Origin of the sequence: Streptosporangium lutulentum (assembly GCF_030811455.1) — a bacterium.
GTDB lineage: Bacteria > Actinomycetota > Actinomycetes > Streptosporangiales > Streptosporangiaceae > Streptosporangium > Streptosporangium lutulentum.
The window spans coordinates 5,458,866-5,472,208 of sequence record NZ_JAUSQU010000001.1; the positions used below are offsets into that span (position 1 = coordinate 5,458,866).

The 13,343-nt window shown below is 71.9% G+C and carries 6 protein-coding genes; all 6 read left to right on the forward strand.

Annotated features, from left to right (window positions below):
• Window positions 1-39 precede the first annotated feature (39 nt).
• The 6 genes from J2853_RS24260 to J2853_RS24285 all read left to right on the forward strand — a co-directional run bounded on the left by J2853_RS24260 (window position 40) and on the right by J2853_RS24285 (window position 13,240).
• A complete protein-coding gene (locus tag J2853_RS24260) occupies window positions 40-6,405 on the forward strand; it encodes a non-ribosomal peptide synthetase (protein ID WP_307561655.1) in 6,366 nt (2,121 codons plus the stop codon).
• Between the two features lie 2 nt (window positions 6,406-6,407).
• A complete protein-coding gene (locus J2853_RS24265) occupies window positions 6,408-6,614 on the forward strand; it encodes an MbtH family protein (RefSeq protein WP_307561657.1) in 207 nt (68 codons plus the stop codon).
• Between the two features lie 56 nt (window positions 6,615-6,670).
• Window positions 6,671-6,934, forward strand: a complete 264-nt coding sequence (locus J2853_RS24270; RefSeq protein ID WP_307561659.1) for an acyl carrier protein — start codon at window positions 6,671-6,673, stop codon at window positions 6,932-6,934.
• Between the two features lie 14 nt (window positions 6,935-6,948).
• Window positions 6,949-8,283 carry a condensation domain-containing protein gene (locus J2853_RS24275; protein ID WP_307561661.1) on the forward strand — a complete coding sequence of 445 codons (1,335 nt, stop codon included), beginning with the start codon at window positions 6,949-6,951 and terminating at the stop codon, window positions 8,281-8,283.
• Window positions 8,280-10,106, forward strand: a complete 1,827-nt coding sequence (locus tag J2853_RS24280) for a N,N-dimethylformamidase beta subunit family domain-containing protein (protein WP_307561663.1) — start codon at window positions 8,280-8,282, stop codon at window positions 10,104-10,106. Before J2853_RS24275 ends, J2853_RS24280 begins: the two co-directional genes overlap by 4 nt.
• A 377-nt stretch (window positions 10,107-10,483) precedes the next feature.
• Window positions 10,484-13,240: an AAA family ATPase gene (locus tag J2853_RS24285; protein WP_307561665.1), complete on the forward strand. Its 2,757-nt coding sequence runs from the start codon at window positions 10,484-10,486 to the stop codon at window positions 13,238-13,240.
• Window positions 13,241-13,343 lie beyond the last annotated feature (103 nt).

Below are 13,343 nucleotides of genomic sequence, written 5' to 3' on the forward strand. Positions count from 1 at the left end.
CTCATGAGTACGGGCCCCCGGTCGACGAAGGAGCTCTGCGTGTTCAAACCAGAGACCATTTCTCCCCGCCAGCCGGAGACCGAATACCCACTGTCATACGGTCAGCAGCGGTTGTGGTTTCTTTACCGGTTCGACCCGAGCGATTCCAGCTACAACACCTCCTATGTTTACACGTTGAAAGGTCGTCTTGACACGGTCGCGCTGGAGGCCGCGTTCACCGCCGTGGCAGCGCGGCACGAGAGCCTGCGCACCCGGTTCCGCGAGGTGGCGGGGGAGCCTCTGGCGGTCGTCGAGCCGCCCTCTCCGGTGACCGTGGAGCGGTTGACGGCCCGGGACGAGGAGGAGGCCCTCGCCCTGGTCACCGTGATCACCAACACGGCCTTCGACCTGGCGGCCGCGCCTCCGTTCCGGGTGTCGCTCGTCGAGCTCGGCCCCGACGAGCACGTGCTCTGCGTCGTCCTGCACCACATCAACGGCGACGGCTGGTCACTGAACGTCCTCCGCTCCGAGGTCGCCGCCCACTACGAGAGCCGGGGCACCGCGCCGCTGCCCGACCTCCCGCTGCAGTACGGCGAGCACACCCGCCTCCTCCGCTCCTCGGACTCCGAGCTCCGCGAACTCCGCGACCTCCGGTGGTGGGCCGACCGGCTGGCCGGGGTGCCGCCCCTGGAACTGCCCACCGACCGGCCGCGTCCCGCCCGGCGGACCAGCGAGGGCGGCGTCGTCGACTTCCTGATCGACGCCGACCTGGCCGCCGCGATCGGCGCCCTCGGCCGCCGCACGCGCTGCACGCCGTACATGGTGCTGCTCGCCGTCTACCAGGTCCTGCTGTCCCGGCACACCGGCCAGACCGACTTCTGCGTGGGCACCCCGTCCGCCGGCCGCGGCAGCACCGAGCTCGAAACCATGATCGGCTTCCTCTCGACCACGCTGACCCTCCGCTGCGACCTGTCCGGCGATCCCACCTTCGGCGACCTGCTCAAGCGCACCCGCAAGGTCGTGCTGGAAGCGCTCTCCCGGCAGGACGTCCCCTTCGAGCGCCTCGTGGCCGAACTCGACATGGAACGGGATCTCAGCCGTACCCCGCTGTTCCAGACCCTGTTCGGCTTCCACAACCACGAAGACGGGATCGACCCCGTGCCCGGGGTCACCGCCGCGCCCTTTCCCAACGGCTGGTCCCAGGCCCGGGTCGACCTGTCGCTGGACATGTACCCCGACGGCGAGGGCCGCCTGTTCGGCAGCGTCGTCTACAGCGCCGAGCTGTTCGACCGCGAGACCGTGGAGCGGATGGCCGGCCGGTTCAGGGAGCTGCTCGCGGCCGTCGTGGCGGATCCCGACGTGCCCGTGGGGTCTCTGCGGATGCTGCCGGACGCGGAGCTCGGGCTGCTGGAGCGGTGGAACGAGACAGCGGCCGATCTGCCGGAGATGACGTTCGCCGACCTGCTGCTCGAACAGGCCGCGGCGACTCCGGACGCGGTGGCGGCGGGCACGCTGACCTACGCCGGGCTGGCCGGGCTGGCCACGGAGTTCGCCGGGCGGCTGGCCGCCGCGGGGATCGGCCGCGGCTCCCTCGTCGCGATCCGGATGGAACGCGGCACGGACATGCTCGTCGCGCTGCTGGGCGTGGTGATGAGCGGCGCGGCCTACCTCCCCGTCGACCCCGACTACCCGCCGGCCCGCGTCTCGTACGTGATCGAGGACTCCGGGGCCGCGCTGGTCCTGACCGGCCTGGACGACCTCCCCCCGGGAACCGGGGCGCCCGAGCGACCCCGCCCGGACGACACGGCCTACGTGCTCTACACCTCGGGCTCCACCGGGCGGCCCAAGGGCGTGATGGTGCCCCACCGCGCGCTGACCAACTTCCTGCTCGCGATGCGGTCACTGGTCGGATCCTCACCGCGGGACGTCTGGCTGGCGCTGACCTCACTGTCGTTCGACATCTCCGCCCTGGAGCTCTACCTGCCGCTGGTGACGGGCGGCCGGGTCGTCGTCGCCGACGCGGAGACGGCGCGGGACGGCGTACGGCTCGCGCGTCTGGTCCGGGACGAGGGCGTGACACATGTCCAGGCGACGCCGTCGGGGTGGCGGGTCCTGCTCACCGGGGACCTGCCGCGCGTGGTGGGCCTGACCGGCGGCGAGCCGCTGCCCCCTCGGCTCGCGCGCGAACTGCGGCCCCGGGTCGACCGGCTCGTCAACGTCTACGGCCCGACCGAGACCACGATCTGGTCCACGGCCTGGGAGGTCCCGGAGAATCCCGGCGAGGTCGTCATCGGCCGTCCGATCGCCAACACCACCGTCCACGTCCTCGATCCCGCGGGCCGCCCCTGCCCGATCGGCGTGCCGGGCGAGTTGCTCATCGGCGGCGCGGGAGTCGCCACCGGCTACCTCGGGCGTCCGGCCCTGACCGCCGAACGCTTCCTCCCCGGTCCCGGCGGCTCGCGGGTATACCGCACGGGAGACCGCGCGCGCCACCGGAACGACGGCACCCTGGAGTTCCTCGGCCGGACCGACAATCAGGTCAAACTCCGGGGTCATCGCATCGAGCTCGGCGAGATCGAAGCCGTGCTGGACGCGCATCCCGCCGTACGGCAGGCGGTGGTCGCGGTACGCGGGGACCGGCTGGTGGCCTTCGCCGTACCGGCCGCGCCTCCGGCGACCTCCGCGAGCACCGCCCCGGCGACCGCCGTCGCCTCCCCCGCCGTCGCCTCCCCCACCGGCGTGACCGCTCCGGCGTCCCCGGACGGCGCCGGGGCCGCGCGACCGCTCGACGGGCTCAGGGACCACGCCGGGCGTGAGCTGCCCGGCTACATGGTGCCCAGCGTGTTCGTCGAGGTGGAGACGTTGCCGCTGACCCCGAACGGGAAGATCGACCGCAACGCCCTCCCGGAGGCGAACGAGGTGCCCGCGCGGGACGCGACCCCGCCCCGGACTCCGGGCGAGCGGCTGGTCGCCCAGGTCTTCGCCGAGGTGCTCGGGGTGACGGGGATCGGGGCACACGACGACTTCTTCGCGCTCGGCGGGCACTCGCTGCTGGCCACCATGGTCACCGCGCGGCTCACCGCGCTGACCGGGGTGGAGGTGCCGGTCCGGGAGGTGTTCCTGCGGCCGACGACCGCCGGGCTGGCGGAACTGATCATCGGCACGGAAGGCGGCGAACCGGCCGGACCCCGGCCGGAGCCGATCGCCGGCACGGGAATCGGCTCGGGAATCGGCTCGGGAATCGGCTTGGGGATCGGGGAGACGGACGGACCACGTCCACGGCCGGAGGGAACCGTCCCGCCGCTCTCCCACGGTCAGGAACGGCTCTGGTTCCTCAACCGGCTCGACCCGGAGGACGCCTCCTACACCATGTGCCTGGTCCACCGGCTGCGGGGACCGCTGGACCGACGCGCCCTCGGCAGGGCTCTGGACGGCACGGTCGCCCGCCACGAGAGCCTGCGCACCCGGTTCCCCGAGGTGGACGGCGCGCCGTCCGTGGTCATCGACCCACCGGGGCCCGTGCCGGTCGACGAGGTGACCGCCGCGGACGAGGCGGAGGCGCTGGAGCGCGTCGCGGCCCTGACCAGCACGCCCTTCGACCTGGCCTCCCGGCCGCCGCTGCGCGTCACCCTGATCGGGATCGCCGAGGACGACCACGTCCTGTGTGTCACGATCCACCACATCCTCGGCGACGGCTGGTCGCTCAACATCGTCTTCGACGAGCTGTCGCACCTCTACTCGGACCGGGGCCCGCTGCCCCCGGTCCCGCTCCAGTTCGGCGACGTCGCCCGCTGGCAGCGCGAGCGCGACACCGGCGACCTGCTCGGCTACTGGCGGGACAGGCTCGCCGACCCCACCCCGCTGGACCTGCCGGTCGACCGGCCGCGCACCGCCGGGACCGCCAGGCGAGGCGACGTGGCGACGATCCGGCTGGACGCGGACGAGGCCGCCGCCCTGGGCCGGTTGGGCAGGGAGCACGGCGCCACGATGTTCATGGTCCTGCTCGCCGCCTACCAGGTGCTCCTGTCCCGGCACACCGGTCAGAGCGACATCCTGGTCGGGGCGGCCGTCGCCGGCCGGGACCGGGTCCGGCTCGAACCGGTCGTCGGCTACCTCAGCGACACCCTGGTCCTCCGCGGCGACCTGTCGGCCGACCCCAGCTTCTCCGGCCTGCTCCAGGAGACCCGGATCCGCGTCCTGGACGCCTTCTCCCACCAGGGGGTCCCGTTCGAGGAGCTGGTGACGGCGCTGAGGGTCGAGCGGGACCTCACCCGCACCCCGCTGTTCCAGACCATGATCATCCTTCACACCCAGGACTCCGGCCGCCCCCGCGACGCCTTCGCCGGGCTGACCACCACGGGCTTCGACCACGGCATGCGGCAGGCCAAGCTCGAACTCACGCTGGAGGCCTGGCAGGACGAGCACGGGCTGGTGCTCAACCTCGCCTACGACGCCGAGCTGTTCGACCGGGCCACGGCCGAGGCGATGGCCGCGCGGTTCCGCCTGCTCCTCACCGCCCTGCCCGGGACCACCGGCGACCGGATCTCCCGGCTGCCGCTCCGCACCGCAGGCGACGACGCGTTGCTCCTGCGCCTTTCGGAGGGACCCGCGCAACCCGCCGCCCCCGCCGTACCGGACCTGTTCGAGGCGGCCCTGCGGAACACGCCCGACGCGGTCGCGGTCGAATGCGGGGACGCCACGCTGACCTACGCCGAGCTGGACGCCCGCGCGGACGAGCTGACCGCGCTTCTCCGATCGCGGGGCGTCGTACCCGGTGACGTGGTCGGCATCTGCCTGAACCGGTCGCCCGACGCCGTCGCCGCCCTGCTCGCGACCTGGCGGGCGGGGGCGGCCTACCTGCCGCTCGACCCGGAGCACCCCGCCGAGCGACTCGCCTTCATGCTCGACGACAGCTCCGCCTCCCTCGTGCTCACCTCCGCGGATCTGGCCGGCCGCCTGCCCTCCGCCGCCCCTCGTGCGCACACGACCGATTCCCCTTCCGTCCCGCCGGCCGGCGGGACACGGAGCCCGCTGCCCGGCCGGACTCCGGACCCGCTGCCCGGCACACCGGACCCGGTGGCCGGCGAGGGGACGGCACCGGGCGGTGAGGCCGCATACGTGATCTACACCTCGGGGTCCACCGGCATGCCCAAGGGTGTCGTGGTCGAGCACCGCAACCTGGCCTCCCGCGTCGCGTGGATGCGCCAGGCGTACGGCCTGCACCCCGGCGACCGGGTGGTCCAGTTCGCGTCGCTCAGCTTCGACACCCACGCCGAGGAGATCTATCCGGCGCTGGCCGCCGGGGCCCGCCTGCGGCTCCTGCCCGACGGCGGCGTCACCCTGCCCGACCACCTCGACCAGGTCACCGTGCTCGATCTGCCCACGGCCTACTGGCACGCCCTGGTCGACGAGATCGACCGGATCGCCTGGCCGCGCACCCTGCGCCTGGTGATCCTCGGCGGCGAGCAGGTGCAGGAGACCGCGGTGACCCGCTGGCGCGAACGCTTCGGCGATCGGATCCGGCTGGTCAACACCTACGGCCCCACCGAGGCGACGATCATCGCCACGGCGGCCGCGCTGGACGGCTCCCCCGGCCGGCAGCCGATCGGCACCCCGATCGGCGACACCCGGGTCCTGGTCCTGGACGGCCACGGTGAACCCGTGCCGCCGGGAGCGCCGGGCGAACTGTGCGTCGGCGGAGCCGGCGTGGCCCGCGGTTATCTCGGCAGGCCGGAGCTGACCGGCGAACGCTTCCCCCTCCTGGGGGGCGAACGGATCTACCGGACCGGCGACCGGGCGCGCTGGCGGGCCGACGGACGGCTGGAGTTCCTCGGCCGCGAGGACGGCCAGGTCAAGGTTCGCGGTTACCGGATCGAGCTCGGCGAGGTGGAGGCACGGCTTCTCGCCCACCCCGGCGTCGGCCAGGCGGCGGTGGCCGTGCACCAGGAGACCCTGGTCGGCTACGTCGTCGGCTCGGCCGAAGGCGAGGAGCTGTCCAGGCACCTGGCCGGCAGGCTGCCCGCCTACATGGTCCCCGCTCACTGGGTGAGCCTCGACGCCCTGCCGCTGACGCCGAACGGCAAGATCGACCGGGCCGCGCTGCCCGCGCCCGTGGCCGGGACCCGGGCGAAGGTCGCCCCGCGCGGCGACGCCGAGGAACTGGTCGCCGAGGTCTTCGGCGAGGTGCTGGGGATCGAGGGGATCGGCGCCTTCGACGACTTCTTCGCCCTGGGCGGGCACTCGCTGCTCGCCACCCGCGTCATCGCCAGGCTCCGTGCCGCCGTCGAGGTGGACGTGCCGATCCGCGCGCTGTTCGCGCGGAGCACCGTGGCCGGGCTCGCGGTCACGGTGGAGGAGTTGCTCATCGCCGAGCTGTCCGAACTGTCCGACGAAGAGGCCGCCCGCCTCATGGAAACGGGGAGCTGAGATTGGGTTACCGCGTCGTGGTCAACCACGAGGAACAGTATTCGATCTGGCCCGAGGGCCAGGACATTCCCGACGGCTGGCGGGCCGACGGTTTCTCCGGTGGCAAGGAGGAGTGCCTGGCCCACATCGACCAGGTCTGGACCGACATGCGCCCGCTCAGCGTCAGGAGGGCCGCGGCGGAGTCCGGCCCGGAGGTCGAAGGTGTCTGACGGACGGATCCGGATCTCGGCGAACGGTGATCGGAACGACGCGAGAGGGGCTCGAAATGGTTTCAGGAACGGTTAGGGAACGGCTGGCCGCGATGGTGGCCTCCGCCTCGGACGGGGCGGTCACGGCCAAGGAGGCGATGGCGGCCACGGTCCCGCTGTCGGCGCTGGGGATGACGTCCCTGGCGCAGATGCGGTTGATCGACGCGGTGGAGAACGAGTTCGGGGTGGAGATCGACCTGGCGGACGACGGGCTGGACCTGCTGGACGACCTCGGCGTGCTGGAGCGCTACGTCGTCAAGGCTCAACGCTCTGATTCCTGAACCTGGAGAAGCACATGGACATCCGGTTCTCGGGGAGCCGATCGGAAGTCGCACCGTTGACCTGGGGGCAGTGGGCCATCTGGGACGCGATTCAGAAGACGGCGCCGGACGACCGCTACTTCAACTTCGGCCGCGTGCTCGCGGTGCCCAAACGGGTCCGGCCGCTCACCGTGGAACGGGCCGCCGAGTCGCTGGGCGCGCTGGTGGAACGGCACGAGTCTCTGCGGACCCGGCTGAGGACGGGCCCGCGGAAAGGGGCGGGGCCGTACCAGGTGCTGGAGACCACCGGCGCCATCCCCCTCACCGTGTCGGGCGGTGACCCGGAGCTGCTGCTGGACGCGCTCGCGGCGACGGCCTTCGACTACGAGGACGAGTGGCCGCTGAGGGCCGGGCTCGTGGTCGCCGGCGAGGAGGTCACCCACATCGTGCTCGTCTTCTGCCATCTGGCCGCCGACGGCCTGGGCGCCGAGATCGCGATCACGGACCTGCGGCTGCTGCTGCTCCGCGGCGCCCTGCCGGGACCTCCCCCGCCCTCGCCCCTGGACCTGGCCCGCTGGCAGGAGTCCGGCCAGGGGCTGAAGGTCGCCGAGGCCGCCGCAGAGTACTGGGAGAGCCGGTATCGGCGCATCCCGCCGACCATGTTCGACCGGCCCGCGGACGCACCCGCGGCCCCTCCCGTCTGGCGGGCGCAGCTCGTCTCCCGGGCGCTGGACCTGGCCGTCCGGAGAGTGGCCGCGGCGCACGGCACGAGCACCTCGACGGTGCTGCTGGCCGCCACGTCCGCACTGGCCGGACGGATGTCCGGCCACGACGTGTGCGCGATGCTGCCGATCGTGGGCAACCGCTTCCGCGGCGACACCGCGAAGGTGGTCACCACGCTCTCCCAGGAGGGACTGTTCGTGCTGGACCTGCGCGCGAGCGACTTCGGCGACCTGCTGAGGGCGGCCAAGCCCGCCGCGCTGCGCGCCTACCGCTCCGCCTACCACGACCCGCGCGACCGCGACCGGCTGACCGCGCGGGTCAGCCTGGAGAGAGGCACACCGATCCACCCCTACTGCTGCTTCAACGACATGCGCCTGGTCGGGGTGACGGACTCCTCCCCTTCCCCCCACGACGAGCGGGCCGTACGGCGGGCGCTGGACGAGACGACCCTGACCTGGCCGCTCAGCCAGGACCGGCTCAACTGCCGGTTCTGCGTGCACGTGACCGGCGAACCCGGCGGGCTGGGCGTCTCGCTCACCGCCGACACCCGCTTCGTCTCCCGCGACGCCATGGAGCGCTACCTGCGCGACCTGGAGGCGCTGCTGGTCGAGGCCGCGTCCCGCGAGGCACTGGAGCCGGTCGGATGACGGTCCACGCCTACGCCGAGGCCACCTCCTGCGTCCAGGGCGGCGCGCTCCGTTTCCATCTCGCCCGCGCCTCCCGCGCTCCCCTCCGCGGCTCGGTGCTGGTGGAGGACGTGGCCGCGGACCTGGCCGTGCGGGGCGGGGAGTTCGGCGGCGCCCTGTGGACCCTCGACGTGCCCGAGGACTGGCCGAGCTCGCTCTACCGCGCGGTGTTCACCGCCGACGAGGACGTCTGCGAGGTCCACTTCGTCGTGCGGGCCGCCCGGCCCGGCTCGGCGATCCTGCTGTCGGTCCCGTTCCCGACCTGGCAGGCCTACAACCGGGCGGGCATCCCCGGCGAGTCCATCTACTGGAGCGAGCAGCCCACCCGGGCCTCGCGCGTCTCCTTCGACCGGCCGGGCGGCGGACCGCCTCCCGAGCGCTGGGAGGAGGGCATGATCCGCTGGCTGGGCCCGGCCGGATACGACGTGGACTACTGCTCGGGCCTCGACCTGCACGAGGGGCGCGACCTGCTCGCGGGTTACCGGCTGCTGGTGCTCAACGGTCACGACGAGTACTGGTCGGCGGGGATGCGCGACAACGTCGAGGAGTTCATCCGCCGGGGCGGCAACATGGCCGTGTTCTCCGGCAACACCTGCTGGTGGCAGTTCCGGCTGGAGGACGACGGGCGGACCATGGTCTGCTACCGCGACGCGGTCGCCGACCCGATGTCCTCCGTGGACCCGGGGCTCACCACGGTCGAGTGGTCCAGCGCTCCGGCGAACCGGCCGGAGAACGGCCTGACCGGCGTCAGCTTCCGGCTCGGCGCCGGGACCTGGGGGCCGTACATGCGGCTGATGCACGAGGAGTCCTACACCGCCCGGTTCCCCGAGCACTGGGTGTTCGAGGGCACCAAGCTGGGCGAGGGCGACGCCTTCGGCCGGGGCGCCATCGGGTACGAGACGGACGCCTGCGACTTCACGGAGGTGGACGGCGTTCCCGTGGCCACGGGGCGCGACGGGACCCCGCCGTCCTTCGTCGTCCTGGCCACCGCCGATCTGCGCCACTGGCACCGCTACGGCCAGGGCGGCATGGCCACCATGGGCGTCTTCGGTCTCGGCGCCGGGACGGTGTTCACCGCCTCCACCGTGAACTGGGGCAACACCCTGCACGACCCAGCCGTGGACCGCATCACCCGCAACGTGCTGAACCGGCTGGCCTCCCGCGTGAACGGCTGGGAGGCGATCGGCCCCGGCGGCTCGATCCGGGCGCTGACCGTGTGCGGCTCCCGGCTGTACGGGGTGGGCGTGGACGACCTCCTGTACCGCAGGGACGTCTCCGGCCAGAACCTGCGCTGGCGACGGATCGGCTCGGGCGGCGGCGTCGTCGCCATGGCCACCCCGCGAGAGGCCTCCACCACCAGACCCATCGGCCTGTACGGCCTGACCGGCGACGACCGGCTCGTCTACCGCGACCCGGGCTCGAAGGCTCCCTGGACCGTGCTCGGCAAGGGCCCCACCGGCGGGGTGGGACTGGCCCTGGTCGACGGCGACCTGTGGGCCGTCACCGCCGACGGCGGCCTGTGGCGCCTCCCCCCGGAGACCTCCGAGTGGAGCCTGGTCGACGACAGCGCGGACGCCGTCACCCTCACCGCTCTGAGCGCCCGCCTCTACATCGCCGACTCCACCGGCCGGATCCGCACCCGGCTCCCGGTGCCGGCCCCCGCCGAGTGGACCGACCTCTGCACCGCCGGCGACTGCACCGTCCTCACCGCCCACGCCGGACGCCTCATCGGCACCACCCCCGGCCACCCCCTCCGCTGGCGGACCCCTCTCCCCGACCTGTAGCCCGATCTTCCGCAGGAGCCGCCCGGTGCCGGGGCGAGGGCCCGGTCTTCCGACGGCCGCCGTCGCGGTCTCCCCGGCGCGGCTCCGGTCTCCGGATGGGCGCGAACGTCGGGCGGGTTCCGGGAGATCCACTCGGCCGGCCGGGAGTCGTTCCCATCACGATCCACGGCTGAACAATGGCCGTACCGTAAACGCCTCTTCGATATGAAGACCGAATGGACTCCGCTTTCACCTTTCGGCGCGTTTTGCCACCTATGATCTGATATACAGCGCCAGAGGTTACAAATTACGGCGTTTCCGTTTTTTATTCAGTGCGGACGCGACGGCAGTCAGCTCTAATGCCCACATCGCATCACCCCTCCGGACTAATCTGAAGCATGCGGTTAATCGGTCGGGATTCCGAACTGGCGGCGTGCCGGTTGGCGTTGTACGGCGGGCAGGCGCCGGTGGGCATAGTGATCAGCGGCGAACCCGGGATCGGCAAAACCCTGCTGTACCGGGCCGTCACCCAGATATCCGCGACATCAGGATGGAAAGTCCTGTCCACCACCGGACTGAAAAGCGGGTCCGGTGTTCCATTCATCAATCTTGCAGACCTGTTGGAACCGGCCGTTTACGACATTCTTCAAACAATGGCACCGGCGCAGGCGGATGTGTTGCGCGACACACTGCATTTGAAGGCGTTTTCCGGGCAGCCGGACACCGCGTTGATCGCCCGGGCGGCCGTGAACGCCCTGCGGGCCATAGCCGATACGGCGGAGGGAAAACGGCTCGTCGTCGCGATCGACGACGAGCAATGGCTGGACGAGGACACCAGACGGTTACTGGGAATGGCCGTCGCGTGGCTTCCCGACATTCCCGTGACGTGGATCGTGTCGGCGCGTTCCGAACAGGCCGAGGACGGCCTGGGCCAGGTCCTGGCGCATGAGATCGGGGCGGATCTGGTCAGGCTCGATCTGGCCGGGCTGGATGAGGCGTCGATCGTGAGCGTGATAACGGACAGATTCGCTGGTCGCTGGTCGTCACGCCTTCTCCGCCACATCATCAGGCTCGCCAACGGCAACCCCTACGTCGCCCTGGAACTCGCCAGGGAGACCATGACCGTCGCCGACCGCGACGCCGCCATCGCCCATCTCCCCCGCAGCCTGACCGGATCGCTGAGAGCACGCCTGAACCGGCTCGCCCCCACGACCATGGCCGTGATCCAGATCGCCGCCCTCGACACCCGTCCGACGCGGCAACTGCTCCGCGCCGTGGCCGGAGAGCATGTGGACGACGCCGTCGACGAGGCCCTGGCCTCCGACGTCCTGGAGTCCTCGCCGCCGAACCCGGTGCTGCGCTTCACGCATCCGCTTCTGCGCGAGGTGACCCGGGCGACGCTGAGCGGGCCGGTCAGGCGCCGGTTGCACCGCGCGCTCGCCGCGGCGGTGGCGGTCGAGGACCTGGACGAGGCGGCGGGACATCTGGCGGCGGGCGCCGAAGAGCCCGACGAGACCCTGGCCGCGACCGTTTCGGCGGCGGCGGAACGGATGTTGTCCCAGGGGGCTCCCGGCCGTGCCGTCATCCTGGCCGAGGCCGCGGTCGCGCTCACCCCCGACGCGAACGGGCTGCCGGCCTGGCGGCGGCGCCTCCTGGAGCTTGACTGCCTCATGGCGGCGAGTGAGTGGGATCGGTGTCGCGTCCTGGCCGAGCAGTGGGTCGCCGACGTGCCCGACCGGCTGCGGGGCGAGCTGACCGCCCGGCGGGGATGGATCGAGACAGACGTGGAAACCGCCGCTCGCCTGCTGGCGACGGCTCTCACCGAATTCGAGAACGACCCCGCCCGAGCCGCCCGCGTCGGCACGGAACTCGCCCAGCGGGTCGGGGTCCTGCTCCTGCGGCTCACCGAGGCGAAGACCGTCGCCCGCAAGGCGGTACGGCAGGCAAGGCGTGCGGAGAGTCCGGCCGTGCTCCGCGGGGCCCTCGCGACCGAGGGGTTCCTGGCGGCGCTCGCGGGACGGCCGGACGCCGGCCGGCTTCTGCGGAACGCGATCTCCGTGGCCGGTTTGGAGAGCATGCCTTTTCCCTACCGCTCTCCCGAGAGCCGGCTGGCGATGTGGCACATGTGGCGCGGGGAACTCGGCCCTGCCAGAGAGTTGCATCACGCGGTTCTCGAGGCGGGTGAGCGGCGCGGATCGGAGGAGAGCTGCAACGGGAGCCGCCTGCACCTCGCCGAGGTCGAATGGAGAGCCGGCCGGTGGGCGGAGGCAGCCCGGCATGCGGCGTCCGTCGAGCGGTACGGGCGTGAGACCGGATATCGGCAAACGGGCGGTGGAGCCTATGTCGTGTCCCTCGTCGCCGCCGGCCGCGGTGAGATCGAAAAGGCTCGTCGTCTCGCCGGCGAAGGCCTGCGAATATCGGAGCGGCAAGGGGATCTGATCTTCGCCGCCCAGTGCCGTTGTGTCCTTGGACAGCTCGAACTGTCCGTCGACGACCCCGCCGCCGCGATAACCTGGCTCGCCCCTCTCGTTCCGCTTCTCAAAGAACACGGATTCGGCGAACCAGGCGCCTTCCCCTACATTCCCGATCTCATTGAAAGCTACGCACGAGTCGGCCGAACCGATGAGGCCCGAGAATGCCTGAAATGGCTGAGGAAGGCGGCCGACCGGCTTCACCATCCGTGGGCGGGCCTCACAGGTGGGCGCGCCGAGGCCGTCCTTCATCTGGCGCTTCGGGATTCCGCCGCGGCCGTCCAGGCGGTAACCGGTTCGGTGCTGGAGGCCCGCGAGCGGAAACTGCCACTGGAACTCGGCAGGTCCCTCCTCGTGCTCGGCACCGCGCAGCGACGGGCACGCCGGCGGCGCGACGCCGCACAGACCCTCGACGAGGCGACAGCGGTCCTCGATCAGCTCGGAGCCTCGTGCTGGGCCGCGCTCGCGCGCGCTCAGCGGGCCCGGCTCGCTCACAGCAGTGAAGCCGTCCTCACCCCCTCCGAGCAGCGCGTGGTCGAGCTCGTCTCGCAGGGGCTCACCAACACCGAGATCGCCGCGATCATGCTCATCAGCGTCAAGACCGTCGAAGCGAACCTGACCCGCGTCTATCGCAAACTCGGGGTCCGCGGTCGCGTCGAACTCGCCAAGCGCATGACGGGCTGACCGCGACCCCTCCTCACGCATAGGGGATTCCCCGATGAAGCCTGCCCCGGCTCCGTCGACAGTGGAGGGGCACGCGGAGAGGCCAAGAACGTCCTCCGCCATG